This is a genomic window from Kitasatospora sp. NPDC051914 (assembly GCF_040680995.1).
GTDB lineage: Bacteria > Actinomycetota > Actinomycetes > Streptomycetales > Streptomycetaceae > Kitasatospora.
On record NZ_JBFAXX010000015.1, the window covers coordinates 58,629 to 85,206 of the forward strand.

The window sequence follows — 26,578 nt, forward strand, 5'->3', positions numbered from 1 at the left end:
GCACCGAGAAATTACCGCGCAGTAACGCTTACTAAGCGCTTGCTTAGCCCATGCAGGAGTCGTAGCCTCCGTCACACACCGGTCGGCCCGGCCACCGCCCTCCCCGCCCGCTCGCCCGCATGCCAGAGCCCCGGCCCGGGCTCGACCTCCCCTCCCCCGAGCCGCACCGCGCTCATCCCACCAGGAGTTCCCTCATGAGCTTCAACCTCGCGACCATGCTGCGGGAGTCACGCCACGCCCACCCGGACAAGCCGATGTGCCACTTCGCGCACACGTCCTTCAGCTACGCGCAGGTCGACGAGATCTCCGGCCGCGTCGCGAACGGTCTTCGCGCTCTCGGACTGGAGCGCGGCGACAAGGTCGCCGTCCAGCTGCCCAACGTTCCGCAGTTCCTGTTCACGTACTTCGGGATCCTCAAGGCGGGGCTGACGATGGTCCCGCTCAACCCGCTGCTCCGCGCTCCGGAGATCGCCTATCACCTCGAGGACTCCGACGCGAAGCTGCTCGTGACCTTCGAGTCGTTCGCCGACGAGGCGCTCGAAGCCGCACGGCAGGTGGAGGGGGTGACCACGTACGTCGTCACCTCGCCGACCGGCGACGGGCTGCCGGAGGGCGCGATCCACTACGACGAGCTCCACTCCGGCCGGGACACCGACGACATCGAGCCGACCGATGCGGACGACACCGCCGCGCTGCTGTACACCTCGGGCACCACCGGTCAGCCCAAGGGTGCCGAACTCACCCACTTCCAGCTCTACATGAACTGCACCGTCGCGGGAGAACTGTTCGGCTTCCGCGACGACGACATCGCCGTGGCGGTGCTGCCGCTGTTCCACGTCTTCGGGCTGTCGAGCGTGCTCAACGCCTGCGTGCGGTACGGCGGCACGATGGTCCTGGTGCCCCGGTTCGAGCAGGACTCGGTGCTCGACGCCATCGAGCGGCACGGATGCACGATCTTCTCCGGCGTTCCCACCATGTACTTCGCCCTCCTGTCGGCCGACGTCTCCGGCCGGAACCTCGACTCGCTGCGGGTCGGCATTTCCGGCGGAGCCGCGATCCCCGGTGAAGTGATCCGCGCGTTCGAGGAGAAGTTCCCGGGCGTCGTGATCCTGGAGGGCTACGGGCTGTCGGAGACCGCGAGCACCGCGACGTTCAACATCAGCGCCCAGGCCCGGAAGGTGCTGTCGATAGGCCGACCCATCTGGGGCGTCCAGGTGCGCGTGGTCGACGAGAACGACGAGCCGCTGCCACCGGGGCCCGACCACGTCGGCGAGATCGTCATCCGCGGCCACAACGTCATGAAGGGCTACTACAAGAGGCCCGAAGCCACCGCCGAGGCGTTCAGGAACGGATGGTTCCACACCGGCGATCTCGGCCACGCCGACGACGACGGATACCTGTTCATCGTCGACCGCAAGAAGGACCTCATCATCCGCGGCGGTTACAACGTGTACCCGCGCGAGGTCGAGGAGGTCCTGTTCACGCATCCGGCGGTGGCCGAGGCGGCCGTCGTCGGCAGGCCCGACGAGAGGCTCGGCGAGGAGGTCCTGGCCTACGTCGCGCTCAAGCCCGGCGCATCGGCCACACCGGAGGAGATCGCCGTCCACTGCAAGGACAGGGTCGCCGCCTACAAGTACCCGCGCGAGGTACGCCTCGTCGACGCACTGCCCAAGGGGCCGACCGGGAAGATCCTCAAGAAGGCGCTCCGCGCCTGATCGTGGACCACCCGGCACTCCGCCGCAGTTGATCCGTGCCGCGGCGGAGTGCCGGCGCATGCCTTCGCGCCGTTGGAGCACTTCCCGGGCGGAGGCCGGCACTGCCGCGGCGAGCGGGCGGGCATGTGACGTGGTCCACACCGACCTGCCGGGTCGGACCCGTTGACGCTTCGTGTCGCACTGCTGCAGCCTGACAGCTAAGCAAGCGCTTAGTCAGTACCGAAGGGGAAAGCCATGCCCGAAGCCGTCATCGTTGCCACTGCCCGCTCGCCGATCGGCCGGGCCTTCAAGGGATCGCTGAAGGACCTGCGCCCCGACGATCTCACCGTCCAGATGGTCCGGGCCGCCCTCGCCAAGGTGCCCCAGCTCGACCCGAGGACGATCGACGACCTGGTGCTCGGCTGCGGTCAGCCCGCCGGGGAGTCCGGCTTCAACATGGCCCGGATCGTCGCCGTCCTCGCGGGGCTGGACGAGGTGCCCGGCACCACGGTGAACCGCTACTGCTCGTCCAGCCTGCAGAGCACCCGGATGGCGCTGCACGCGATCAGGGCGGGCGAGGGCGAGGTGTTCCTCTCCGCGGGTGTGGAGACCGTGAGCCGCTACACCCAGGGCAACGCGGACGGCCTGCCCGGCACCAAGAACCCGCTGTTCGCCGCGGCGGAGGCCCGCACCGAGCGGTTCGCCGCCGGTGGCCTGACGTGGGAGGACCCGCGCATTCAGGGCCTACTGCCGGACGCGTACATCACGATGGGCCAGACGGCGGAGAACGTCGCCCAGCTCAAGGGCGTCAGCCGCGCGGAACAGGACGCCTTCGGCGTCCGCAGCCAGAACCTCACCGAGAAGGCGATCGCCGACGGCTTCTGGGAGCGCGACATCACCCCCGTGACCCTGCCCGACGGCAGCCGGGTGACCGAGGACGACGGTCCGCGTGCCGGAGTGACGCTCGAAGCGGTCTCCCAACTGCAGCCCGTGTTCCGGCCCGACGGCACCGTCACCGCCGGCAACTGCTGCCCCCTGAACGACGGCGCCGCCGCGCTCGTCATCATGTCGGACACGAGGGCGGCGGAGCTCGGGATCACGCCGCTGGCCCGGATCGTCAGCACGGGCGTCTCGGGGCTGTCCCCGGAGATCATGGGCCTGGGGCCGGTCGAGGCCTCGAAGCGGGCGCTGGCGCGTGCCGGCCTGACCATCGGCGACATCGACCTGGTCGAGATCAACGAGGCGTTCGCCGCCCAGGTCATCCCGTCGGCCCGCGACCTCGGCGTGCCGGAGGAGAAGCTCAACGTCAACGGTGGCGCGATCGCCGTCGGCCACCCGTTCGGCATGACCGGTGCCCGGATCACCAGCACCCTGATCAACTCGCTGCAGTGGCACGACAAGCAGTTCGGCCTGGAGACGATGTGCGTCGGCGGCGGCCAGGGCATGGCGATGGTGCTGGAGCGGCTCTCGTGACCGCGGTGGAGGCGGTGGCCTTCGACTACGGCGGCGTGCTCACCGGCCCGGTCCGGGACTCGATCGCGGCGTGGCTCGAGGCCGACGGCATCGAGCCGGAGTCGTTCTCCCGGACGCTCAAGGCCTGGCTGTCCCGCGACGCCGAGGACGGTACTCCGATCCACCGGCTGGAGACCGGCGAGCTGACGATCGCGGAGTTCGACGCACTGCTCGCCGCCGAGCTGGTCACGGTCGACGGCGCTGCGGTCGACCCGGTCGGTGTCCTCGCGCGGCTGTTCGCCGGGATGCGGCCCGACCCGGCGATGTTCGAGCTGGCCGGCGAGCTGCGCGACCTCGGGATCCGGGTGGCCCTGCTGTCCAACAGCTGGGGCAACACCTATCCGCGCGAGCGGATCGACCCGCTCTTCGATCCCGTCGTGATCTCCGGCGAGGTCGGCCTGCGCAAGCCCCTGGCCCCGATCTACCGGCTCGCCTCGGACCTGCTCGGCGTGCCGTCCGACCGGGTGCTGTTCATCGACGACGCCGAGCCGAACGTGCTCGGAGCCCGGGCCGCCGGCATGCAGGCCCTGCTCCACGTCGACGCCGACACCACCCGGGCCGCACTCGCCGACATGGTCCCCGGGCTGGCCCGGTCGCACTCGACCGCACCCCCGACCTGATGGTCGGTCGTTTCCCACGGCCGCCACCCGCACCGCCGTGGTCAGTCGAGACAGAACTCGTTGCCCTCGACGTCCTGCATCACGATGCACGACTCGTTGTCGTCATCGGCGGGCAGCAGTCGCACGCGTACCGCGCCGAGCGCGACCAGTCGTGCGCATTCGGCCTCGAGCGTGGCCAGGCGCTCTTCACCCACGAGTCCGGTGCCGACCCGCACGTCGAGATGCAGCCGGTTCTTGGCGACCTTGCCTTCGGGAACGCGCTGGAAGTACATTCGCGGGCCCACGCCCGAGGGATCGATGCACACGAACCACGAACCCCGGTCCCCGGGCGGCAGCGACCGGTCGAAATCGCCCCACGTGGCGAACCCCTCCGGCGGCGGCGGTACGGCGTACCCCAACACCTCGCACCAGAAACGAGCGACGCGCTCGGGTTCTGCACAGTCGAAGGTGACCTGGAACTGCTTGACCGATGCCATCGGGCCACCATAGCAGTGGGCTCCGTTGCCCAATTCCGAGTGGGAATCCGCACGTTGACGGAAAGGATTGTCAGGCGTTCGTGCGTGGGCCGAAGGTGCGGCGGCGTTCAGCGCGGCACCACCCATCCCGGCACCCATGTCCCGGCGGTGCCGTGGCCGGCCGCCGTGGTGGCGAGGTGGGCGCGGAGGACGGCCAGTGCCGGGTGGGGGTTGTCGCGGTGCCAGAGGAGCGAGTGCGGGTAGACGGGCGTCGGGTCGGTGACCGGGATGCGGCGCAGGCCGTGGCCGGCGGGCCAGACGAGGCGGGTGTGTTCGCCCATGAAGGTGGCCAGGGCCGGGGTGTCCGCGATGGTGTCGAGGAGCGCGTCGGAGCCGAAGTTGGGGCCGGTCGCCTCGATGGTGAGCCCGAATTCGGCAGCGAGGTCGTCGTAGTAGGCGGCCCACTCGGTGCCGGGGACGATGCCGGGCATCCAGATCCGGTGTCCGGCGAGCCGGGCCGGGGCCACCGACCGGGCGCCCGCCAGCGCGTGGGCGGGGCCGGTGAGGAGCTGGAGCGGCTCGTCGAGCACCCGGACGGACGCGATGTCCTCGGGGAGGGGCCGGCCGGGCATGGCGACGGCGCGGAAGGACGCGTCGATCGACCCGGACCGGAGGGCGGCGACGGCCGTCTCGACGTCGAACAGCATCACCACGTCGAGGTCGATCTCGGGGTGCGCACGGTGGAAGCCGCGCATCAGGCCCGACGCCGCGACGCGCGAGGCGATCACGTCGACGCGCAGCGGACGGCGGCCGGTGCGCACGGACGCGACCGCGCGCTCGGCGACGCGGAGCAGCTCGCGGGCGTGGGGCAGGAACGCCTGCCCGTCGATGGTGAGCTCGGCACCGCGCGGGGTGCGGGTGAACAGCCGCACGCCGAGGCTGCGCTCCAGCGCGGCAATGCGCTTGGAGACGGCCTGCTGGGTGACCGCCAGCTCGGCGGCGGCCTCCTGGAACCGCCCCGCGTCGGCTGCGGCGACGAAGGTCCGGACGGTGTCGAGGTCCATGCGACCGACCCTATCGGCACAACCACCGGTTGTAGCCGGCCCGCCCTGTGGTTGTTTGACCCTCGAATACGGCGCTCGCTTTGATGCTTCCGATCACGGATCGGTTGTGCGGCTGAGCGGCGAGGGGCAGGGGCATGGGGAGTGGGCACCGGCTGGGGCGCCGGTTCGGATGGCTCTGGGGAGCGTACGGAACCAGCGCGCTCGGCACCTGGCTCGCCTTCGGCGCGTTCCCGCTGATCGCCGTCCGGGTGCTGCACGCCGGCCCGGCCGAGGTCGCCGCGCTCTCCTCCGCGGGGGCGGCGGCGGGCGCGGTCGTGGCGGTGCCGCTCGGCCCGTGGGTGGAGTTCCGCCGCAAGCGGCCGGTGCTGATCGCGACGGACCTGGTGCGGTTCGCGGCGCTGCTGACGGTCCCCGTCGCGTTCGCGCTCGGCCTGCTCACCTTCGTTCAGCTCCTGCTGGTCTCGGCCGTCGTCGCGGCGTCCGACATCGCCTTCCGCGCCGCCTCCGGCGCGTACCTGAAGGCACTGCTGCCGGCCGAGGACCTGCTCGCCGCCAACGCCCGCTTCGAGTCCACGGCCTGGACGACCACGGTCATCGGACCGCCGCTGGGCGGCGCGGCGATAGGGCTCCTCGGTCCGGTGGCGACGGTGGCGGCCGACGCGCTCAGCTACCTGCTCTCCGCCCTGGGCATCTGCGCGACGGGCCGGCACGAGCCGCGGCCCGAACGGCGCGAGGTCGCGCGCATGCGGGCCGGGGACCTGCTCGACGGCTGGCGGTACATCCTCGCGGACGCAACGCTGCGTCCGCTGTTCCTCAACACCGCCCTGTTCAACGGCCTGGTGATGGCCGCCCAGCCGCTGCTGGCCGTCCTGATGCTCGGCCGGCTCGGGTTCGCACCGTGGCAGTACGGCCTCGCCTTCGCCGTCCCGTCGATCGGCGGGCTGCTCGGTTCGCGGCTGGCCCGACCGCTCGCTGCCCGGTTCGGGCAGCACCGGGTCCTGGTCGCGGTCGGGGCGCTGCGCGCGCTGTGGCCCGTCGGCCTGGCCTTCCCGGGGCCGGGCACCGGCGGGCTGCTGCTGGTGATGGGCGTCGAGCTCGGGCTCGTCTCCTGCTGCGGGGTCTTCAACCCTCTCTGCGCCACCTACCGCCTCGAACGCACCGCGACCGACCGGGTTGCCCGCACGCTGTCCGCCTGGGCGGTGACGACCAAGGCCTCGACCGCTCTCCTGACGGCCCTCTGGGGCGTGCTGGGCGGTCTGCTCGGCCCGCGTGCGGCCGTCGCCCTGGCCGGTGTGCTCCTGCTGGCGACCCCGCCGTTGCTCCCCCGCGGCGGCCGTGGGAGTGCCGGGCGGTGCGCGCCCCGGTACGACCCGGACCGGGTTCGCCCGGACCCGGACCGGGTTCGCCCGGACCCGGGCCTGCCCCCGCCCGTCCGGGGGCGTAACGGCGGCGGAACGGGGGCGGCCGGCGGGCCCGCTACCGGTTCTCGCCGGCGATGCGTTCCTTGGTCTGCTCGGCCTGGGCCGCGATTCCCCGGACGACGGGCTCGCGCAGGCCCTTGGTGTCGCGGAAGAACGTGGCCATCCCGTCCAGGGAGCGGATGGCCCGGCCGAGGTCGCCGGTCCTGGCCTCCATCCGGGCGCGGCGGCGCATCACCCAGTTGAGGGTGAGGTTGTCGACGCCGTCCTCGCCGGTCGAGGCCTCCACGACGGAGTCGAGGTGCTGGATGCTCTCCTGCGGGTCGGCCTGCACGGTGTACAGGTTGCGGTCGGCGGTGAGGTACTTGAAGTCCCGGGACGCGTTGACGCCCTTGACCAGACGGGGGTAGACGGCGAGCGGGTGGTCGCCGTACCGCTCGATGACCTCCTGGAGTGCGTCGTTGCCGTCGGTGAGGCTCTCGGCGGAGGAGCCGAGCAGGTAGAAGAGGGTGCCCTGCTGGTCGCCCATCATCAGTTCGGCGACGTGCTCGTCGGCGTCGGTCCGCGGGGTGCGGACGGTCAGGTGCCGGACGTCGGAGAGCACGCGGGAGCCGTCGGAGGCGACGTACTGGGCGCGGAGCTGGTAGCGGCCGGGCTGTTCGAAGTAGAGGCCGTCGCGGCCGTAGCCGATGTAGGCGCTCTTGTAGACGGCGTTCTCCTCGGTGACCACGCGGGTCTGCACGTTGTCCTCGAGGCAGCGGACGAGCGGCGGGCGGTACGTCCTGACCTGGCCGGAAGGGGTGCGGACGGCGATGGTGACGAATCCGTCGGTGGGGCCGAGGCGGTCGTGGGTGACGCGGCCGCGCCGGTCGGGCGAGGAGAGTTTGAGCTCGACGACGACCGGTTGGCCGTAGGCGAAGGACCGGGCGGAGCGGAGTTCGAGGGTGAGGCCGCTGTGGTCGGTCACCGGGTCGCCGAACAGCTCGGGGTCGACCTCGGCCGCACCGACGCCGAACGGGTTGCCGCCCATGACGACGTCGCGGAAGAAGCCGTGCCGCAGGTGGACCAGTTCGTTGTCGGTGAACTGGAACGGGAAGGCGGCCCAGTAGGCGGCGTCGCCGCCGGCGGCGGGCGGCGGGGGCTGGAACTTCCAGGTGTAGTTCATCCAGGACAGGTCGCCGAGGCCGCCGTTGGGCCCGAGCGGCTGGGGCGGGTCGGCGAAGTTCTTGTCCCAGGAGTGCAGCAGGTTGAAGGCGTGGCCGAGTTCGTGGACGTAGGTGCGCAGCTGGGCGCGCTGGGTGGCCGGGTCCTGGCCCTGGATCGCGTCGTGGAACACCGCGTACCCCTGCCGCTGGAAGGAGCCGGCGGCGTCGAACATGACGCCGCGCACCCCCTGCTGCACGAAGGAGGTGGCGACCAGCAGCCAGGCCTGCCACAGCGGGGCGTCCCGCCAGAGGCTGAAGTGGTTGACCATCGCGTTGTGCAGCTCGGCCTCGTCCCACTTGGCGTCGGTGCCGGCGGTGCCGACCGGGACGGTGTTCGAGGTGCCGGCGAGCTGCACCTCGATGCCGGCCTCCTCGAAGGCCTTCGGCAGGGTGAGGGTGCGGGTCGGGCTGGACGGCGGCTGCGGCAGCGAGCCGGTGTTGTACTCGATGAACGGCACCGTGCCCGCGACCGAGTCCTGTTCCAGCTTGATGCTGCGGAAGTGCGGGGAGACGAAGCCGCAGAGGTAGGTCGCGGTGGGTGCGCCGCCGGCGGCGGAGAAGTGGACGGTGGCGGAGACCGGGCCGTGGGACGGTCCGGACGCCCGCGGGATGGCCACCCGGACGTGGCGGGCGGCCACCGGGAGGCTGAACCTGGCCGTGCCCTCGATCCTGACCACGCCGGGCGTGGAGGAGACGGTCGGGGCGTCGAGCACGAAGGAGCCGACGTAGCCGGTGGTGGTGCCGCTGGTCTGGAAGAAGTCGCCGCTGACCCGCATGGCCGGCCGGAAGCCGTCCACGTCGACCCTCAGCTCCAGCTGGCTCTCGCCGCCGACGCTGCGGTACCTGCCGCGGACCAGGCGCCGCGTCTGCGGCCCGGCGGCCCGCAGGGCGGTCTGCGCTTCCAGCAGCGCGACCTTGGCCTGGAGCTGGACCAGCTGGTCGGCGCCCTCCGGCTCTTCGACGGCCGCCTCGGCCAGGTCGTCGCGTTCGGCGAGTTCGAGCAGGTCCTCGATCTCGTACGTGCCGGGGGACCGGCTCTGGCCGTCGAGCACGGTGGGATCGGAGATGACTGACATGTCCTTGCGGGCTCCTTCGCTCAGGGTGGTGCGTCGGGTTCGGTCGAGTTCCCTCCCTGGCCACCATGGTGATCCTCGCAATTCCGGACGTATAGGACCATACAGGGGCTTTCTGACGGCGCGTCACACCGCGCCCGGCGCCGGTCGCGCATTTGTGCGCTTCATACCGGCCCCATCCACCCAGGAGCCCGTCAGGTGGACTCCTCCCGAGCACCTCCTCCGCGACGGTGTGGCCGACCTCCAGCATCCGCTCGCCGGCGGGCGTCAGCCGGTGCTCGACGCGGCGGCCGTGCCCGGGGGTGCGCTCGGTCAGGCCCTGGGCGACGAGGCGGCCGGCGAGGGCGCCGAAGGCCTGTTCGGTCTGGAAGGTCTCGGCGGCGAGGGTCCGCACCGAGGCGCCGGGCAGCCGGCCGACGGCGCGCAGCGCGTCCCACCGGGCGAGGTGGCGCCGACGGCGGCGGGCCGGCCACCGTGACCGGCCTCTCGGCACACCTGGCCCGCACCATGCACACCCTCACCCCGTCCACCCCGGCTGGGACGGCACCCACCGCCCCGGTTGGCCCACCGGTGTCGACGACCTCGCCCTCGCCCACCTGCACCTGCACCTGCTGCACGACCGCGGACTGGAGGACGTCCTGGTGGTCGGCACCTCCCTCGGCGGCCGGATCGCCGCCGGGACGGCCGTCCGGGACACCGCCGGAATCATCGGCGACCCCGTCCTGGTCAACGCCGTCGGCGTGCACGTCGAGGCGAACCGATCCGGGACGTCCTCACCCTCGACGCCCGCGGCCCGGCCGAGTACGCCTGGCACGAGCCGAGCGGTACCACGTCGACCCGGCCGGGCTGCCCGCCGCCGAACTCGCCCGCCGCCAGGGCAACACGGCAACCATGCGCACCCTCGCCGGCGACCCGTACATGCACGACCCCGAGCTGCTCCGCCGCCTCGGCCGGGTCAGGACGCCGGCGCTCCTGTCCTGGGGCGGGAGCGACCGGATCGTCACCCCCGCGTACGGCGCCGCCTACGCCCGCACCTTCGCCGTCCTCGACGCCCACCTCTCCCGACCGGCCCGCGCACCGCGACCAGGAGCAGCCGGGGGCGGCGAGTTCGGGGCCCGGCGCCGGATCACCGCAGGGAGCGGAGAAGGGGGTGGACCGCAGGCATGGGCCCTCCCGACGGCTGTGCGGCTGCCGTTGGGCAGGCGGGAGACCTGAATGGCCCCTATGTTGAGGATGAAACAGGACAAAACCATCCCCGATGCTGTTGTGGAGACGTCGTCATGAACAAAGGACAACTCGTCGAGGCGGTCGCCGGGCAACTCGGCAGCCGCACCGCCGCCGAGGACGCCGTGGACGCGGTCCTCGACGCCATGGTCCGCGCCGTGGTGGCCGGGGAGCGGGTGCAGGTCACCGGCTTCGGCACCCTGGAGAAGGTCGAGCGCGCCGGCCGCTACGCCCGCAACCCCCAGACCGGCGAGCGCGTACGGGTCAAGAAGACCAACGTGCCCCGCTTCCGCCCCGGCCAGGGCTTCAAGGACCTGGTCTCCGGCGCGAAGAAGCTCCCGAAGTCCGGCCCGGCCACGGCCAAGGCCCCCAAGGGCTCGCTCACCGCGGGGAAGAGCGCGGCCGCTGCACCCGCCCGCAAGCGGGCGGCCGCGAAGCGCACCGCCACCGCCACCGCCACCGCCGCGGTCACCACTGCGAAGAGGACCACCGCCAAGAAGGCCACCACCAAGAAGGCCGCCGCCGCGGTCAAGAAGACCGCGCCGCCCGCCAAGAAGACCACCACGGCGCGGAAGGCGACCGCCGCGGCGAAGAAGTCGGCGACGCCGGCGAAGAAGGCCGCCACCGCGAAGAAGGCCGCTCCGGGCACCGCCGAGAAGGCCGCACCGGCCAAGCGGGCCACCCGCCGCACCACGGCGTGAACCCCACAGGCCGGGCCCGGTACTCGACACCGGGCCCGGCCCCTTCACGGCGCGGGAGGTCGGCCGGAGGTCAGCGGGAGATCAACGGTTCTGGAGGGACTTGACGTTGTCGCCGAAGGTCCATCCCTTGGAGCCGTCCCAGTTGATCGACCACGTCATGAGCCCCTTCAGCGAACCGCCGAAGGCGTTCCACGACTGGCTGACCAGGCTCGGCGCCATGTAGCCACCACCCGCGCCGGGCTGGGCGGGCAGGCCGGGCACCTGCTTGTCGTAGGGCACCTTGACGGTGGTGCCCTGGATGACCAGGCCGTTGTTCAGGCAGGTGGTCTGCGCGGTGAAGCCCTGGACGGTGCCGGCCTGGTAGGAGTCGCCGGAGCAGCCGTACATGCTGCCGTTGTAGTACTGCATGTTCAGCCACCACAGGCGGCCGTTGTCGGCGTACTTCTTGATGATCGGCAGGTAGGCGCCCCAGATCGATCCGTAGGTGACGCTTCCGCCGGTGACGTACGCGGTTTCGGGGGCCATGGTCAGGCCGAAGCCCGCGGGCATCTGGGCCAGCACGCCGTCGATGATGCGCACCAGGTTGGCCTGCGAGGCGGACAGCGTGTTGATGTTGCCGCTTCCGGAGAGGCCGGTCTCGATGTCGATGTCGATTCCGTCGAAGTTGTACTTCTTGAGGATCGGGACGACGGTCGCCACGAACCGGTCGGCGACCGTGCTGGAGCTCAGGTCGATGCCCGCGGTGGCACCGCCGATCGACATCAGGATCGTCGCCCCGGCCGCCTTGGCCCGGCACATCTCGGCGGGGGTCGGGACCTTGACGCCGGCGTCCATGCCGTCCTGCCACAGGACGGTGCCGTCCGACAGGATCACCGGGAAGGCGGCGTTGATGACGTTGTAGCCGTGCGCGGCGATCCGGCTGTCCGTGATCGGGACCCAGCCCATGCCGGGGTGGACGCCGTTGGCGGCGCCGTCCCAGTTCTCCCAGTAGCCCTGCAGGACCTTGCCCGACGGCTTGGGCTTCGTGGGGCAGGTGTCGCCGCCCGTCGGGCTGCTGCTCGGCGAAGCGCTGGTCGACGGGCTGCTGCTCGGAGAGGTGCTGGTGCTCGGGGAGGCGCTGGTCGACGCGCTGGTGCTCGGCGAGGGGCTGCTGCCGCCGGGGCCGGTGAGCGACACGTCGTCCGCGTAGTACGCGGGCTGCCCGTACCAGCCGTGCACGTAGACGGTCACCGAGGTGGTGTTCGCCCCGGTGGTGAAGCTGACGCCGAGCTGTCCGTACGACGAGTTGTTCGGCGTCCAGGTGGACGGGGCCGTGGTGAGGCCGGTGCCGGTGGCGCCCAGGTAGACGTAGCTGCCCTGGACATAGGCGCTCAGCGTGTACTGGGAGTTGGGCTGCACGCTGATGGTCTGCGTGCACTGCGCGTTGTCCTGGCCGGTCGGCGTGGCCTTGAGCGCGGAGGCGCCGGAGTGGACCGGGCTGCTGACGGCCGCGCCGGAGCCGCCGGAGCAGGTCCAGCCGGAGAGCCCGTTCTCGAATCCGGAGTTGGCCACCAGGTTGGGGGTGGCGGCCCCGGCCGTGACGGAGCCGGCCACGGCGATGCCGGCACCGATGACGGCGGCGGCGCTCACCCCGGCGACGGCACGCCTCAGGACGGTCGGTCCGTGCCCGGCGCGGCCGGGCCGGTTCACCTGCGATGCGCGTTCCACGGTCGCGCGCTGCGGGCGGGGAGCTCGGAGCGGCTCGCTCCCTGCCCGGTCGCCCTCGAGGCGGCCGGGATCCGGACAGGGGCGGAAGTCGCCCGACGGACGCGGAGTGCGCGGCCTTCGACGGAACATGCTGTGCTCCCTTCCCGCCGGGCGTCATGGGCATGACCAGCGCGTGGGGGCGCGACGTCCGGCTGCGGGTGAGGTGGGGACATGTGGGGCTGTGCCGGACCGGATCGTAGGAGGGGCGGCAAACCTCGTCAATAGGTCTGGACCAATGGCGGGGGTGCGGCTCCGTCGAGCAGGGGTGATCCGCGGAAGTTCCGCGTACGGGAAGACCGGTGAGCGCCTTTCACGGCAGCCGGGGCCGGGTCGGCGCGGCAGCGATTTTCGGCGGCGTCCGGCGTGGCGTCGGACCTCGGGTTCCGTGCCGTCTGGGACGCTGGGCGGGTCGATCGGACGGAAGAGAGCGAGACATGCCGTGGCGGAGCTGACCCTCACGACGTTCCTCACCCTCGACGGTGTCGTGCAGGCCCCGGGCGGCCCGGGTGAGGACGACAGCGGCGGCTTCCGGTACGGCGGCTGGGTCGTGCCGTACTTCGACGACGACGCGGGGCGCTTCATGGCCGAGGTCTTCGAGCGCGCCGGCGCGTTCCTCCTCGGCCGCCGGACGTACGACCTCTTCGCCGGGTACTGGCCGAAGATGACGGACCCGGACGACCCGATCGCCTCCCGGCTCAACGCGCTGCCGAAGTACGTCGCGTCGACCACCCGCGACCGGGGTGACTGGCAGGGCACCACGTTCCTCGGCGGCGACGTGCCGGCCGAGGTCGCCCGGCTGAAGGAGCGGCTGCCGGACGGTGAACTCCAGATCCACGGCAGCGGGGCGCTCGCCCGGTCACTGATGGATCGCGACCTGATCGACGAGTACCGCATGCTCGTCTTCCCCGTCGTCCTCGGCACGGGCAAGCGGCTGTTCCCCGACGGGGGCCTGCCGACCGCCTTCCGGTTCACCGGCACCCGCACCACCGCCTCCGGCGTCGCCGTCCACACCTACCGGCCGACCGGGCGGGCGACCTTCGGGAGCTTCCTGCTCGACGAGTGACTCCCGGCAGTGACCCAAGCACCCGGAAGCCCGCACGGCGGACTGCTCGACCAGGCCGCCGCCCTCGCCGACGGCAGGGCCACCGCCCGCGAGCTGGTGCGCGATGCGCTGGCGCGGATCGAGGCGACCCGGGTCGGGCTCAACGCGTTCCGCCTGGTGCGCGGCGCCGCCGCCCTCGCCGAGGCGGACGACGCCGACCGGCGGCTGGCGGCAGGTGAACGGCTTCCCCTACTCGGGGTGCCGATCGCCGTCAAGGACGACATGGACGTCGCGGGCGAGCCGACGGCGTTCGGCTGCGCCGGGGACTTCCCTCCGGCAGCGGCCGACAGCGAGTGCGTACGGCGGCTGCGGTCGGCGGGCGCGATCATCGTCGGCAAGACCAACACCCCCGAGTTCGGCCAGTGGCCGTTCACCGAGGGGGCCGCGTTCGGCAGCACCCGCAACCCGTGGAACACCGACCGTACCCCCGGCGGCTCCTCGGGGGGTTCCGCGGCCGCCGTCGCCGCCGGACTGGTGCCCGCCGCCCTCGGCTCCGACGGCGCCGGCTCCGTCCGCGTGCCCGCCGCCTGGACCCACCTGGTCGGCATCAAACCCCAGCGCGGCCGGATCCCGGTCTCCCCCGGCAGCGAGGACCTGCACGACCTCACGGTTCCGGGACCGCTCGCCCGCACGGTGGCCGACGCCGCCCTCCTCCTCGACGCCGCCGTCGGCCACCGACCGCGCGGCACCCCACTGCAGTTCGCCACCCCGATGCTCGACGCCGCCCGCCGCGAGCCGGGCCGACTGCGGATCGCCCTCTCCCTGCGCGGCCCCGCCACCGGTGTCCGGGCGCCGCTGCACCCCGCGGCCCGCGCCGCCACCCTGCGGACGGCGGCCGCCATGGCGGACCTCGGCCACACCGTCCGGTCCGCCGACCCGCGGTACGGGCCGATCGGCCCCGCCCAGGTACCGCGCGCCGTCGCCGAACTCCACCACTGGGCGCGGCGCCTGCCCGGCGCCGGCCCCCTCGACTCCCGGACCCGCCGCAACATCGCACTCGGCCGGCTGCTCAGCGGCCGTGCGCTCACCCTCGCCCGCGCCGCCGAACGACCCCTGCGCCGGCGCATCGGGGCGATCTTCGACTCGTTCGACATCGTCCTCACCCCCACCACCGCCACACCGCCGCCCCGCGTCGGCTACGCCGCCCACCTGACCAACCGCCGGACCGGCCTGGCCGCCGTCGCCGCCTGCCCCTACACCTGGGCCTGGAACGTCCTCGGCTGGCCCGCCGTCAGCGTCCCCGCCGGCTTCACCGCCACCGGTCTCCCCCTCGGTGCCCAACTCCTCGGCCCCGCCGACAGCGAACCCCTCCTCGTCTCCCTCGCCGCCCAACTCGAACACCACCAGCGCTGGCCTTCCCACTGGCCGCGCCTGCCGTAGGCCCCGCAGCCCGGGCGGTGCCTTCCCGGTCGGGCGTCCCCGAAGCCGGATGGTGTGCGACTCAAGGGAGTTCGTCGGCGATGGCGTCGACGAAGGCGGCGAGCTCGGCCTGTGCGACCGGGTCGGGCACCGCCTGCGGCAGGATGTCCTGGGCCAGCCGGATGTGTTCCCTGATCCGCTCCTCCAGCCAACTGCGGCCCTGGCACTCCTCGATGAGGTCCGCGACGTGCCGGAGCCGATCGAGGGTGGGCTCGGCGGTGTCGTCGTAGAAGGCGGCCAACTGGTCGCGGGCCGGTCCCCGGGACTGCAGGGCGATCGCGGCGAAGGCCCGCGACTTCCGGCGCCGCAGGTCCGCGAACCGGTCTTCCAGCGCGTCGCGCGAGGTGCCCCACACGCCCTCCCAGTCGTCGAAGAACGCCATGGCCATCCCGGCGTGGTAACCGAACCGCTCGGCGGCCGCCACCTCCTCCTCGCCGGCGCCGCGCACCAGCGCGCCCGCGACGCAGACGCCGGCCGTGGGAAGCGCGATGGTGCTTTCCAGCAGTTCGAGCGACAGCTCGAGGCTCATCCGGGAGGATCCTTCGGTCTCCAGGTCACGGACCTGCCCCGAGCAGCACTCCCGGATGGCGTACGCGGCCCGCCGGGCCAGCACGGCCGAGACCGGCCTGGGGTCCTGAGCCAGCAGCTCGAACGCCAGGCAGTGCAGGGCGACCCCGACCTGGATCGCGGCCGGCACGCCGAACACCGTCCATACGGTCGGCCGTCCCTTGCGGACCATCTCGCGGTCGATGATGTCGTCGTGGACGGTCCCGGCCGCCGACATCAAGGTCCCCGCCACGGCGGCGGTCCGCACCGCGTCCCAGGCCTGCGCACTGCTGCCCGCGCACAGCAGCGCGACCAGCGCGGGCCGCCGCCGGAAACCGACCGGTGTCGACGGGCGCCCCTCCGCGTCGATCCAGCCGAAGTGGTACTCCACCATTCGCCGGACCGGCTGCCCCAGCAGGGCGGTGGTCTCACGCAGGGCGGGTTCCATGAAGGCGATGACGTCGCGGGTGATCTGCTGCGAAGTGCGCACGGTCTGCAAGGAGGTCTCCGACACTCTCGGGTGGCCACGGACGGGCACCGCACCGGCTCCCGGAGGAACGCACGCGCAGCCCTCCTGCCATGACGGCCCCTCCTCGCGGGGAACGCAACCCGACGAGGCCACGTGCGGGCGTGTCACCACACCCGCCCCGGCGGTCCTCCGCCCGGTCCTCACTCAGCTCGATTCCCCTACACATCGGGGTGGCTGCGGGTGAGGTGCGCGAACACCACGACGTTGCCGGTGTAGTCGCCGTTCACGAAGGCGCCGCCGCAGGTGATCAGGCGCAGCTCGGGGGTCGGCCGGGCCCCGTAGACCGCGTCGGCGGGAAAGCCGTTCTTGGGCACGACGGTGGCGGCGTCGACGGTGAACACGGCTACGGTGCCGTCCGCTCGCGTGATGTCCACTTCGTCGCCGGGCTTCGCTGCGCCCAAGGGGTAGAAGGCTGCTCTGCCGCGCGGGAGGTTCCGGGAGTCGACGTGCCCGAGGATGATCGAGGAGCCGATCGTTCCCGGAGTCGGGCTTCCGCTGTACCAGGAGGCGCGGTCGGCCTGGTTCTCGGGGGGCACGGCCAGGGAGCCGTCGGTGTTGAGTCCGCCGGCCAGGATGTCCGCGTGGATGCCCAGACGCGGGACGTCGATGTGCACCGGGACGGACGGGTTCAGGGCTTCGATCTGCGGTGCACCGGCGGTGGACCGGTCGGTCGGCAGGGTGGGCACACCGCTCTGGTCGGGCTGCGGAGGGGGTATGCGCTGGTACTCGGCGCTGGGGGCGAGGACGTACGCCCCGGCTCCGTAGCCGGCGCCGCCGAGGAGCAGGACCAGCGCCACCATCAGTGAGGGACGGCCCAGCCCTCGGCGGCGGCCCTGCTCATCGGTGCGCACCGGGGCGCCGACGACGGACGTAACGGACCACCAGTGCGGAGCCGATCGCCATCGCGGCGAGCCCCAGTCCGACGGCCGTCGGGCCGGGTCCGGTCGATGCCTGGCTGCTGCCGTCCCCGGCGGCCACACCGCCCGTGGGGGAAAGCGTCAGGATCGGGTTCTCCGTGATGGTCTCGGTCGTGGTCGCCGTCACCGTCGTCGTCGGTTGGGAGCTCGACGGGCTCGCGCTCCCCGAGGGGCTTGCAGTCGGGCTGCCCGTGGCCGCCGTGACGGTGAACGTGGCCGTGGAAGCGCTGCCGTCGCACGTCACGGACACCATGTGCGAACCCGCGGCGGCCGAGGTGGCGATCGTTGCAGTCCCGGACAGGGTGCCGGTGCCGGTAGCAGCGCCGGAAGACGACTGGGTCAGGGTCACCGGCGCCGAGAAGGCGGTGGAGGTGGCCTGGACGTTGCCGGTCGTGGTGCAGCCGGCGGCCGTGATCGACAGGGACTGTCCGGCAGCGATGCTGGTCGGGTTGACCGTGACGGTGGCGGCGATGGCCGGTGTCGCCGTCACCAGGCCGACAGCAGCCGCCAGTGCGGCTGTGCAGACGACTCGTGAGTTCATCGTGGATGGTTCCCATCGTCCGGTACGGTCCGGGCCGGCTGCACCGGTGCCGTAGGTAGCCGCGTACGGGCCGGGTCCGGATCGGACCGGCGCACAGGACCGTGCTTCTCTCATGGAAGGGGATGAAGCGTCGCGGTGCACCTCGGCCGGTCACCGCCCGTAAGGCGCAGGAGGAATCCTTGCGCCTGAGCGCGGAATTTTCCAGCCCGCCACTCGGCATTAGCCGAATGGGGGAAGGCGATCGGAGCACACCCGGCGACAACCGCGGAGAATCCTTGACCTCCCCTGCCGCGGTTGCCATTATCCGTACGTCCGGCGGTCGGGTGCAGCGACGCCCGGCCGACGGTCGGACCACTACCCGGATTTATCTCCTGCACAGGTTCGAAGGAGATGTCACCCGCCTTGAGTCTGCGCCGTGGTCGGGTTTCCGTGCGTCCGGCGTCCGCATCGGGTCGCCGGAGCCGGAAGTGGCGCTGGCTGGCGCTCCTTCTCGCCTCTGCAGCGGTGGGGGCCGCCCTCGCAGTTCTGACGCGAAGCCCGGAGCGGCATTTGGTGTTCACCGTCAAGCGGGACAATATTCGACTTACCACCCGCATGGACGGAACGGTGACGAGAGCTGCGACGTACTGGCTCTCTTTCGGCTCGGTGGTGGCCTACACCGAAACGAAACCCGGTGAAACCGGCACGTGCGGTCGGATCACCGTCGACAATCCCCCTGCCGTTCTCGGGAAAATCACGTCCCTCCCCGTCGCGGCCGGCACCCACGTCGTTGCGGGAACGGTCCTGGCGAGGGCCGACACCGCGCGCGCCCGTAGCGACCTCGCCACGGCGGAGCAGGAGCTCTCCCAAGCGACCGCCGCCCTCAAAGCCCGTCAGGCCGCCGTGAGCCGGCCGGCCCCGGCTCCGGCCGCCGGTACTTCCCGGTCCGCCTCGTCGGCCGCCTCGACACCGGGCTCCCTCCTCGGCCTCCCCGAGGAACAGCTGGCCGCGGATCAGCAGCGGGTGGCCGAGGCCCAACGACGCAAGGACCAGGCCCAGCAGGCAGTGGCCGCCAGCACGATCACCGCGCCGGCGGCCGGGTTCGTCGAGTCGGTGAACACGGCCGTCGGAGCCGACCCGTCCTGCGAGGAGCCCGTCGTGGTCCTGCGGGCGGACGAGTTGCAGGTCGAGTCGTCGATCGACGCCGCCACCTTGGCGAAGCTGCGCGTGGGACAGCAGGCCCTGGTCACGGTCCCGGACGCCAGGGCCCGTGGGACGACGGCACTCGAGGGTCTTCCGACCTCGGCCGTGACACCGGGGAGCCGGGACCAGCCCGTCTCCGGGAAGGCCGGATCCGACGCCCTGGGCGCACACGGCCCGGAGGGAGAGGAGGGCCGGATCGCGGACCTCGGCGGGCAGGCGGCCCGGTACCTCATGGAGCTGCGGCTACCGGTCCCCCCAGCGGGCGTACTGCCGGGAATACGAGCCGAAGTGACGCTGACCCTGGACTCCCGGGACCACGTACTCGCGGTGCCCCCGTCTGCGATCCACCACGACAGGGAAGGGGACTACGTCCTGGTTCTGCAGTGCGACGACATTGGAGAGAACGGGGAGTGCCGCAAGAGCGTTCCCGTTCGCACGACGGTACGACTCGGACTTGCCGGCGACCGGCTCACAGAAGTGATCTCCGGCCTCGCGGAGAACGATTCCGTCGTCCTTCCGGCCCCGGAAGAATGAGGCGGCGGTACCGCCACACCACCCTCGCCGTGCTCGCGCACGCCTTCCCGGCCCGTACGGGACCGCAGCACCACTTCGGGGATCGGGCGGCGTTCAGTCCGTTCCGGATCCGGTGTTCCAGGCGAGGCGGAGCCGCTCTTCGGCATCGGCGCCTCGACGGTGACCACTGTCTGCGCCGCGGCGGCCGCCGGTTCCTGGTGGAGCAGCTCGCGGGGAAACAGGTGCGCCTGCGGGTCGATCACGGCGAGCGTGCGGGCTCCGACCGCGAGTCGGCGTTGGTCGCCGACCGCAGGGAGCCGTCCATGTACCGGCGGCCGCCGACGGTGATCGGCGGGTAGATGCCCGGGAAGGCCGTGCTTGCCGCCACGGCGGAGGCCAGCGGTGCGCCACTCGCGCGGTCGAATACCTCCTGCTCGCCGGTCTCGGCATCCACCGCGGTGATGAGCAGCTGCCAGGACATCCGCTGACGCCCCGATGTGTCCAATTGGACGCATCGGGGCGTCAGCGGGTCGTTCGACGGCCGGGGATCAGTCGTCGTCCTTCCCGCAGGCGATGTTGTCCTTGTTCTTGTCCAGCTTGAGCTGGTCCTTGCCCTTGGCCTTGTCGTGCACCTTCAGCTCCTTGAAGCCGTGGTCCTTGAGCCACTGGCAGCGGTCCTTCGCCGTGTCGCCGACGCCCGGCGGGAAGACCAGTGGCACGCACTGCCCTTCGGTGCCGTAGCCGTGGTCGCAGCCGTCGGCGTCCGGGACCTGTGCCGGGCCGGCCGAGGTGGGCAGCTTCTTGCTGTTGCCCAGGCCGTGGGCGAAGTCCTGGACGTGCGGCGCCGGACTCGGTTGCGGCGCGTCCTGCCGAGCCGCCGCGACCGGGGCCGGGGCGGCGGGCGTCGAAGCGGTCGGTGCGGCGTGCGCCACGCCCAGGGCGGCGCCGGCGGTCACGACCGCGATCGCCAGCAGCGTGGTGGGAGTTGATTTCCGCATGACTTCCTCCGGTGAGCGGCCGGTCCGGGCTCACATCACGTGCACCCAGGTGGCGACCGACGGCACGCCCTTGGCGTCGACGACGTAGAGCATGTAGAAGCCGGGGGGTGCGAGGTTCGGGTTGGTGGTCAGGTTCAGGCTGGTGCTGCCGTCCGCGTTGACGGTCAGCGGCAGGTCCACGAAGCGCTGGTTCGGGTCGGAGGAGTGGGTCACGGCCTGCGGGCGGATCAGCTCGGCCTTGACGATGGGTGTGTCGGTGGTGATCCGATGGCTGGAGCCGTACGCCCAGTGGGTGCTGTCGGTGGAGAGGATCTTCGGCCGGGTGCCCTGGAAGAGGTAGGGCGGCGAGTAGATCGAGATCCGCATCTCGAAGGTGCCGTTGCCGGGGTTGTCGCCGATGGCCATCACCCGGCCGTCGGGCAGCAGGAAGGCCGCGGAGTGGTAGCCGCGCGGCACCGGGTCGGTGGCCATGCCCGGGGTGTAGGTGTTGGTGGCGGGATCGAACATCGAGGCCTCGTACACCGGGTCGGCCCGGTTGTGCAGCGCGCCGCCGGTCTCGAAGACCTTGCCGTCCGGCAGCAGCACGGCCGAGACGTACATCTTGCCCTGGGCGCCGGTCTCCGGTGCGCCGCCGGTCAGCGTGCCCTGCGGCAGCAGCGGGCCGGGTGTGTACGCGGGACTGGCCGCCTTGAGGTCGATCAGGTCGGAGAGGCGGTTGGCGTCGGGGTTGGTGGTGACGTTGCCGCCGCCGATGGTCAGCACCCGCTGGTCCTGGGCCGGGGGCAGCAGCACGCTCATCGACTGGTCCCGCTGGTCCTTGTTCTGCAGGCCGGGGACGTCGGTGAGGGTGTTGGCGTTGTAGTCGTAGATGGAGGCCCCCGTTCCGGGCGTGCCGTTGCCGAAGACGTGGCTCCCGGTGTAGAACAACCGCCCGTCCTGCATGAGGATCATCGACGGGTAGAGGCCGAAGTACGACCAGGTCTGGTTGACCTGCCCCAGGGACTGCCACTGCTTGGTGGCGTCGGAGAACAGCTCCTGGGTGACGCTGCCGCTGGAGTCCTCGCGCAGGCCGCCGATGGAGAGGACGTCACCGTTGCCCAACTCGGTGTACGAGGGGTACCAGTGGCCGTCGTTCATGTCGTTGGTGGCGGTGTAGGTGTTGGTCGCCGGGTCGAAGATGTAGGAGTTCTTCAGCCCCTCGTACCCGTGGCTGCCGTCGGCCGCCGGGTACGCCTTGTTGCCGCCCATGATCAGCGTGCGGCCGTCCGACAGTTGCACGTGCCCGGCACAGAACAGGTCGACCGGTGTCGGGACGACGGTGAAGGAGCCGTTCTGCGGGTCGTAGACGGCCGAGGTGAAGGTGCCTGCGGCGAACAGGTCCGGGTCGTTGCCGGAGCCGGCCATCAGCAGCACCTTGCCGTTGCTCAGCACGCTGGCGTGCATGCTGCGCACGGGGTTGTTCGTCGGCTGCACCTGCCACGAGCCCTTGGTGCAGGCGTCGCCCGCGGTGCAGCCGCCGGGGGGCGGCGTCGGGACGGTGGCGTCCTCCATCGTGTAGTCGTCGGTGGTCAGCGTGCCGTTGCCGTAGACGGCCGCGCCCCAGGTGATCTGGTCCGTGTTGGGCGGGATCTGCGGGGTGCGCACGGTGGACCTGGTCCAGGTCCCGGTGACCGGGAGGGTCTGCAGGTCGGTCCAGTACTGCCAGCCGCTGACGGTGTCGTGGCGGAAGGCGGTGAGCACCGTGTTCGGCGTGTTCGTCTTGTACCAGAGGCCGAGGTCGTACTGGCGCCCGACCGTCACTTTGGGTGCACAGGACGGGGTTTCGTACATCATCGTCTTGCGGTCGCCGACGGTCACGCCGGAGACGGTGAGCCGCACCGCCTTGGAGCCTCCGTGGGCGTCGGGGACGACCTGGTAGGACGCGGTGCCGTTGCCCCAGCCGGATTTCTCCCAGCACTTGGGCCAGCCGGCCGAGTCGAGCTTCTCGAAGCCCGCATTGTCGACGAGGTTGGGGGCCGCCTTGGCGTCGTAGGTGGTCATGAGTGCGAACATGGCCAGGGAGCCGAGGAGGACCGTGGCTTGGCGGCGGAAGGCGTTCATGACCATGGCAGCAACTCTTCTCAGGATGTGCGGGACGAGTCGGTCCGGCCGCGCCGCAGCGGGGCCGGGAGGTAGATGGCGCGCTCCGCGACCGTGAAGCGCAGCAGGCAGGACACGACCAGGGCGAGCACCGTCGCCAGGGCCGGGTCGAGGCCCCATCCGCTGACCATCAGCGTCATCAGCGGTATCCGGAGCAGCAGGTCGAGATTGGAGACGCCGAAGAAGCGCAGCACGCGGTCGGCCGCGTGGCGGTACCTGCGGTGGCGGTAGACGGACCGCTCCAGCAGGAAGAAGTTCCAGGCGATGCCCGCCTGGTTGGCGAGGATCGCGGCGGGCAGGTAGTACACACCGAACTCGTTGGTCAGCAGCTCGAGAACGAGCAGGTTCGGCAGCAGCCCGCTCAGTCCGATCAGTGCGAACGCGACGGCCCGGCCGAGCGGGGTGGACAGCCGGAGCCGGGCGAGTTGCGCCAGGGTGAGCAGCCCCTCGTGCAGGCCGGTGCCGGACTTCTCGACGAGGGGGGTGCCGAGGCGGTAGGACACTTCGACGATCCGGCGCAGCCCGCCGCGTACGGCCAGTTCCATCAGGATGCGGGGTCCGGGCAGGTGGAGCCCGGCCAGGTCCACGGCGCCGCGGCGGACGGCGAAGAGCCCGCTCGTCGGGTCGCTGATCCGCCGCAGCTCGCGGGCGAAGAGGAGCCGGGTGAGCAACGCGGAGGGGCGGGGCAGGTGCCGTCGGCGGCGGCCGTCCGCGTCCGCGGGGGAATGTGGGGCGGCCACCGCCAGATCGGCGCCGGCGGCTCGGCCGGCCGCGACCAACTGCGGTACCAGCTGCGGAAGGTGGGCGAAGCCGCTGCCCATCACCACGGCCCATTCGCCCTCGGCGGCGCGCAGTCCCTCGGTGACCGCGCCGCCGAGGCCGCCGTCGGGATCCTCCCGGTGCAGGAGGGTGACCGGCAGCGGGCAGTCGCGCGCGGCCGCCCGGATCAGGGTGGGCGTGTGGTCGGTGCTGTCGTCGACGAAGAGCAGCCGCGGCACGGGTCCGGCGGTCCGTGCGCCGAGGGCGGAGACGAGCCGGGTGAGCAGTTCGACGGCGGTGTCCGGCTCGTTGCGGGTCGGGATGACGACGGTGAAGGGGATGTCGTCCGGCGTGAGGTCGAGGGAGGTCATGGCTTCTCCACGGCGGCCGGGGTGACGATCCGCCGGATCTCCAGCAGGTCGCTGCCGCTGCCGAAGGAGGCGACGACGGTGGAGTTCGCCAGTGCGGCCCGGACGGTGGCGAGCCGCTGGTTCGACGGCTGCCGGAGGGTGGGGCTGGAGACGATGTAGTCGAGGTCGTGCCAGCCGTTCGGCAGTTGCTTGCTCACGGCCGGGTCGAGGTCCATCTTGTAGAACCAGATCGCCCCGGTGCCGGGGTGCAGTCCGTGGCGCACCAGGTCCAGCCAGAGCACGTCGTCCACGGCGACCCGGGCGCGTCCGGGGTCGGGGATGTGGGTGCGCAGCCACTGCGCGGCCCGGTCGTATCCGGCGTTGGCGCGGGCGGTGACGGCGGTGCGGTCACCGCGGTACCACTGCGGGCCGACGATGCCGGCGGCGAGTGCCCCGAGCAGGGCGACCGCCGTCCAACGCAACGGCCGCCACCGGGGGATGCCGGGTTTCGCCGTGCGGTGGGCGAGCACGACCACGCGTTCGGCCGCGGCAGCCAGCGCGAGTGCGAGGAAGGGCAGTGCCTGGATGACGTACATCGCCGGCAGGTATCCGGGGCGGGCCGCGATCGCCGCCAGCAGGAGCACGGCCAGGGCGATCGGCCGCAGCGGGCGTCTGGCGAGCAGGAGGAGGGCTGCGACCGTTCCGCCGATCAGCAGCACCCTGTCGTAGTAGAGCCAGGATTCGAGCATCTGACGGTTGGCCGACCCCGGTGTCAGCAGGGAGCCGCCGCCCGGGCGGGTCAGCTGGAAGCGGAGTCCTTCCCACAGCGAGACGTGTCCCTGACCGGGCAGCAGTTCGGTCTTGAGCACCGCGTAGAGCGGGTAGAGGACGGTGGTCAGCGCGAACACGCCGGCCGCGCCGGCCAGGGAGTACTTGCGGGTGCTCGGGTGGCTGCGCTGCCACAGCAGCAGGGCCAGGGCGGGCAGCAGGACGACGATGGTCTCCTTGGAGAGCACGGCCATGCCGGCTGCGGCGCCGGCCAGCGTGTGGTGCCACAGGTCCCGGCGGGGCGAGGCGCACAGCACCATGGCGGCGAGGATCCACAGCACGGCGAAGTTGTCGAGCAGCACCTCGCGCTGGAGGTTCACCGACAGCGGCGAGAGCCCGAAGAGCAGGACGGCGAGCGAGCCGGCCCAGCGGGGCAGGCCGAGCCTCCGGGCGAGGAGGTACAGCAGCAGGCAGTTGGCCGCGGTGACCGGCAGCATCACCGGTCGCAGCGAGGCGGTGAGCACGTGGTCCGGGGAGGCGAGAAGGGTCGGCAGCCAGGACAGCGCGGCGATCTGGAGCCAGCCGACGGGCGGGTGGTCGTACCAGTAGGTGTAGTGCGCGAGGCCGTGGCCGTTCTGGACGGCCCAGGCCTGGGACACGTAGGTGCCCTCGTCGTCGTTGGCCATGGGCCAGCCCGTGATGTTCCACGCCTGGACCGTGAGGACGACCAGGGTGGGCACCAGCACGGCGACCGGTCCGAGCCAGGTGGGGCTGCGGCCCCGGCGGTGTGCCGCCGCCGGCCCGGGCGGCCGGATCGAGACGTCGTGGGCGGTGGAGGTCACAGCTCATCCCTTGTTCGGAATCTCCTGGATGTGGGCGCCCACGTGGCGGGTGAGCTCCCAGCCGTGCTGGCCTCGCGTCTCGCGCCAGACCGCCCGCATGGCCGCTGCGGAGAGGACCAGTTGGTAGAGCGGGCTGCCGGCGATCAGCTTGACGTAGTGCCTGGGTCGGACCCGCATGCCGTACTGCACCCCGAAGTCGTGCAGCCCGACCGCCTCGAAGGCGACGGTCAGCAGGGCCGGCAGGAGCGGCACGAAGGTGATCATGGCTGCCGCGACCGGGATCTCGGCGAGCAGCGCCAGGGCGATGCCGATCGGGATCACCACGCCGGCGGCTGCCTGCAGGAACGGGTTGCCGAGGGTCCACCGGGCCAGCAGCCGCTGCTGCCGGGCGGGCAGCCCGGTCCACTCGCGCTTGCGGTAGACCTGGAGGAAGCCCTGGTTCCACCGGGTGCGCTGCTTGAGCAGGCCGTACAGCGAGTCCGGGGTCTCCTCGCGGGTGACGAGCTCGGCGTCGTACGCGACGACGACCCTGGCACCCCGGCAGGACAGCCGGACACCCAGGTCGCAGTCCTCCGCGAGGCAGTCCGGGTCCCATCCGCCGGCGTCGCGCAGCACCTCGCTGCGGACGAAGACGGTGTTCCCTCCGAGCGGGATGAAGCCGTGTCGGGCGTGCAGGTGCAGCCGGCTGCGGAACCAGAAGAAGTACTCCATGCAGTTGCGCAGGCTGTACCAGCTGGAGTCGAAGTTGATCAACTGGACGCCGCCCTGGACCACCGCCACGTCGGCGGAGCGGAAGGCGTGGTCCACATGACCGAGCAGGTCCGGGTGCACCTGGTCCTCGGCGTCGAAGACGCCCACGACGTCGCCACGGCAGTGCGGCAGTGCGGTGTTGAGCGCCTTCGGCTTGCTCTTGGTCTCGTGCGTGTCGACCACCACGCGCACCCGTCCGGGGTGGCGGGCGGTCAGTTCGTTCGCCACGGCGGTGGTTCCCGGATCGTCGTGCCCGACGATCACCAGCACCTCGTAGTGGCGGTACCGGCTCGTCAGCAGGCGGTCGACCGTGTGGGCGAGCACCTCCTGCTCGTGCCGGGCCGGCACCAGCAGTGAGAAGGACAGCCGTTCGGCCCCGTCCGCCTCCGCGAACCGGGTGTCCTCCAGGTTCTCCGGCGTCCGCCAGGCGTGCATCATCCACCACAGCGTTCCGGTGGCCATGCCGAACAGGAAGACCGAGAAGACGATCAGGACGATGGAGACGATCATG

The 26,578-nt window shown here is 71.8% G+C and carries 22 protein-coding genes and 2 pseudogenes; 11 read left to right on the forward strand and 13 right to left on the reverse strand.

Going from position 1 to position 26,578, the window contains the following annotated elements:
* The first annotated feature begins 194 nt into the window (after nucleotides 1–194).
* The 3 genes from AB0M03_RS12465 to AB0M03_RS12475 all read left to right on the forward strand — a co-directional run bounded on the left by AB0M03_RS12465 (nucleotide 195) and on the right by AB0M03_RS12475 (nucleotide 3,826).
* Complete coding sequence (locus AB0M03_RS12465; RefSeq protein WP_363491351.1) at nucleotides 195–1,715, forward strand: long-chain fatty acid--CoA ligase; 1,521 nt, start codon at nucleotides 195–197, stop codon at nucleotides 1,713–1,715.
* A gap of 234 nt (nucleotides 1,716–1,949) precedes the next feature.
* Nucleotides 1,950–3,167 (forward strand): acetyl-CoA C-acetyltransferase, encoded by a 1,218-nt coding sequence (locus AB0M03_RS12470; protein WP_363491352.1) that lies wholly within the window; start codon nucleotides 1,950–1,952, stop codon nucleotides 3,165–3,167.
* On the forward strand, nucleotides 3,164–3,826 hold the full coding sequence (locus tag AB0M03_RS12475; protein WP_363491353.1) for an HAD family phosphatase: 663 nt from the start codon (nucleotides 3,164–3,166) through the stop codon (nucleotides 3,824–3,826). Before AB0M03_RS12470 ends, AB0M03_RS12475 begins: the two co-directional genes overlap by 4 nt.
* 41 nt (nucleotides 3,827–3,867) lie before the next feature.
* Here the strand turns inward: AB0M03_RS12475 and AB0M03_RS12480 are convergent, their stop codons facing one another.
* Together AB0M03_RS12480 and AB0M03_RS12485 are read right to left on the reverse strand one after the other, a co-directional pair.
* Nucleotides 3,868–4,302, reverse strand: a complete 435-nt coding sequence (locus AB0M03_RS12480; protein WP_363491354.1) for a VOC family protein — start codon at nucleotides 4,300–4,302, stop codon at nucleotides 3,868–3,870.
* Nucleotides 4,303–4,409: 107 nt separating this feature from the next.
* Nucleotides 4,410–5,345 carry a LysR family transcriptional regulator gene (locus tag AB0M03_RS12485; RefSeq protein WP_363491355.1) on the reverse strand — a complete coding sequence of 312 codons (936 nt, stop codon included), beginning with the start codon at nucleotides 5,343–5,345 and terminating at the stop codon, nucleotides 4,410–4,412.
* A gap of 134 nt (nucleotides 5,346–5,479) precedes the next feature.
* Here AB0M03_RS12485 and AB0M03_RS12490 point away from each other — a divergent pair.
* Nucleotides 5,480–6,673: pseudogene (locus AB0M03_RS12490) on the forward strand (MFS transporter); the annotation flags it as partial.
* A 148-nt stretch (nucleotides 6,674–6,821) separates the two neighbouring features.
* Here AB0M03_RS12490 and AB0M03_RS12495 read toward each other — a convergent pair.
* Nucleotides 6,822–9,044, reverse strand: coding sequence for a hypothetical protein (locus AB0M03_RS12495; protein ID WP_363491356.1), 2,223 nt, complete (start codon nucleotides 9,042–9,044; stop codon nucleotides 6,822–6,824).
* A gap of 229 nt (nucleotides 9,045–9,273) precedes the next feature.
* On the opposite strand from AB0M03_RS12495, the gene AB0M03_RS12500 reads away from it, so the two are divergent.
* The 3 genes from AB0M03_RS12500 (at nucleotide 9,274) to AB0M03_RS12510 (ending at nucleotide 10,966) form a co-directional block, all read left to right on the forward strand.
* Nucleotides 9,274–9,519: a hypothetical protein gene (locus tag AB0M03_RS12500; protein WP_363491357.1), complete on the forward strand. Its 246-nt coding sequence runs from the start codon at nucleotides 9,274–9,276 to the stop codon at nucleotides 9,517–9,519.
* Between the two features lie 413 nt (nucleotides 9,520–9,932).
* A complete protein-coding gene (locus AB0M03_RS12505) occupies nucleotides 9,933–10,256 on the forward strand; it encodes a hypothetical protein (protein ID WP_363491358.1) in 324 nt (107 codons plus the stop codon).
* A 65-nt stretch (nucleotides 10,257–10,321) separates the two neighbouring features.
* Complete coding sequence (locus AB0M03_RS12510; RefSeq protein WP_363491359.1) at nucleotides 10,322–10,966, forward strand: HU family DNA-binding protein; 645 nt, start codon at nucleotides 10,322–10,324, stop codon at nucleotides 10,964–10,966.
* A gap of 81 nt (nucleotides 10,967–11,047) precedes the next feature.
* Here AB0M03_RS12510 and AB0M03_RS12515 read toward each other — a convergent pair whose 3' ends face one another.
* A complete protein-coding gene (locus tag AB0M03_RS12515) occupies nucleotides 11,048–12,142 on the reverse strand; it encodes a chitinase (protein ID WP_363491411.1) in 1,095 nt (364 codons plus the stop codon).
* A 42-nt stretch (nucleotides 12,143–12,184) separates the two neighbouring features.
* Nucleotides 12,185–12,802: pseudogene (locus tag AB0M03_RS12520) on the reverse strand (carbohydrate binding domain-containing protein); the annotation flags it as partial.
* A gap of 349 nt (nucleotides 12,803–13,151) precedes the next feature.
* On the opposite strand from AB0M03_RS12520, the gene AB0M03_RS12525 reads away from it, so the two are divergent.
* Entirely contained in the window at nucleotides 13,152–13,775 is a 624-nt protein-coding gene (locus AB0M03_RS12525) for a dihydrofolate reductase family protein (protein ID WP_363491360.1), read from the forward strand.
* A gap of 9 nt (nucleotides 13,776–13,784) precedes the next feature.
* Nucleotides 13,785–15,194, forward strand: a complete 1,410-nt coding sequence (locus AB0M03_RS12530) for an amidase (protein ID WP_363491361.1) — start codon at nucleotides 13,785–13,787, stop codon at nucleotides 15,192–15,194.
* Nucleotides 15,195–15,255: 61 nt separating this feature from the next.
* On the opposite strand, the gene AB0M03_RS12535 is transcribed toward AB0M03_RS12530, so the two are convergent.
* Complete coding sequence (locus tag AB0M03_RS12535; RefSeq protein ID WP_363491362.1) at nucleotides 15,256–16,269, reverse strand: polyprenyl synthetase family protein; 1,014 nt, start codon at nucleotides 16,267–16,269, stop codon at nucleotides 15,256–15,258.
* Between the two features lie 197 nt (nucleotides 16,270–16,466).
* Entirely contained in the window at nucleotides 16,467–17,159 is a 693-nt protein-coding gene (locus AB0M03_RS12540) for a class F sortase (RefSeq protein ID WP_363491363.1), read from the reverse strand.
* A 179-nt stretch (nucleotides 17,160–17,338) separates the two neighbouring features.
* Between AB0M03_RS12540 and AB0M03_RS12545 the strand changes: the two genes are divergently transcribed.
* Complete coding sequence (locus tag AB0M03_RS12545; RefSeq protein WP_363491364.1) at nucleotides 17,339–17,821, forward strand: hypothetical protein; 483 nt, start codon at nucleotides 17,339–17,341, stop codon at nucleotides 17,819–17,821.
* 497 nt (nucleotides 17,822–18,318) lie between these two features.
* Entirely contained in the window at nucleotides 18,319–19,482 is a 1,164-nt protein-coding gene (locus AB0M03_RS12550; protein WP_363491365.1) for a hypothetical protein, read from the forward strand.
* Nucleotides 19,483–19,720: 238 nt separating this feature from the next.
* Here AB0M03_RS12550 and AB0M03_RS12555 read toward each other — a convergent pair whose 3' ends face one another.
* The 6 genes from AB0M03_RS12555 to AB0M03_RS12580 all read right to left on the reverse strand — a co-directional run bounded on the left by AB0M03_RS12555 (nucleotide 19,721) and on the right by AB0M03_RS12580 (nucleotide 26,577).
* Nucleotides 19,721–19,942, reverse strand: a complete 222-nt coding sequence (locus AB0M03_RS12555) for a patatin-like phospholipase family protein (RefSeq protein ID WP_363491366.1) — start codon at nucleotides 19,940–19,942, stop codon at nucleotides 19,721–19,723.
* 67 nt (nucleotides 19,943–20,009) lie between these two features.
* On the reverse strand, nucleotides 20,010–20,459 hold the full coding sequence (locus AB0M03_RS12560) for a hypothetical protein (protein ID WP_363491367.1): 450 nt from the start codon (nucleotides 20,457–20,459) through the stop codon (nucleotides 20,010–20,012).
* A 30-nt stretch (nucleotides 20,460–20,489) separates the two neighbouring features.
* On the reverse strand, nucleotides 20,490–22,559 hold the full coding sequence (locus AB0M03_RS12565; protein ID WP_363491412.1) for a galactose oxidase early set domain-containing protein: 2,070 nt from the start codon (nucleotides 22,557–22,559) through the stop codon (nucleotides 20,490–20,492).
* Nucleotides 22,560–22,579: 20 nt separating this feature from the next.
* Complete coding sequence (locus AB0M03_RS12570) at nucleotides 22,580–23,728, reverse strand: glycosyltransferase (protein WP_363491368.1); 1,149 nt, start codon at nucleotides 23,726–23,728, stop codon at nucleotides 22,580–22,582.
* Nucleotides 23,725–25,317: a glycosyltransferase family 39 protein gene (locus tag AB0M03_RS12575; RefSeq protein WP_363491369.1), complete on the reverse strand. Its 1,593-nt coding sequence runs from the start codon at nucleotides 25,315–25,317 to the stop codon at nucleotides 23,725–23,727. The genes AB0M03_RS12570 and AB0M03_RS12575 overlap by 4 nt, the downstream gene beginning before the upstream one ends.
* Before the next feature lie 3 nt (nucleotides 25,318–25,320).
* A complete protein-coding gene (locus AB0M03_RS12580) occupies nucleotides 25,321–26,577 on the reverse strand; it encodes a glycosyltransferase (protein ID WP_363491370.1) in 1,257 nt (418 codons plus the stop codon).
* Nucleotide 26,578 lies beyond the last annotated feature (1 nt).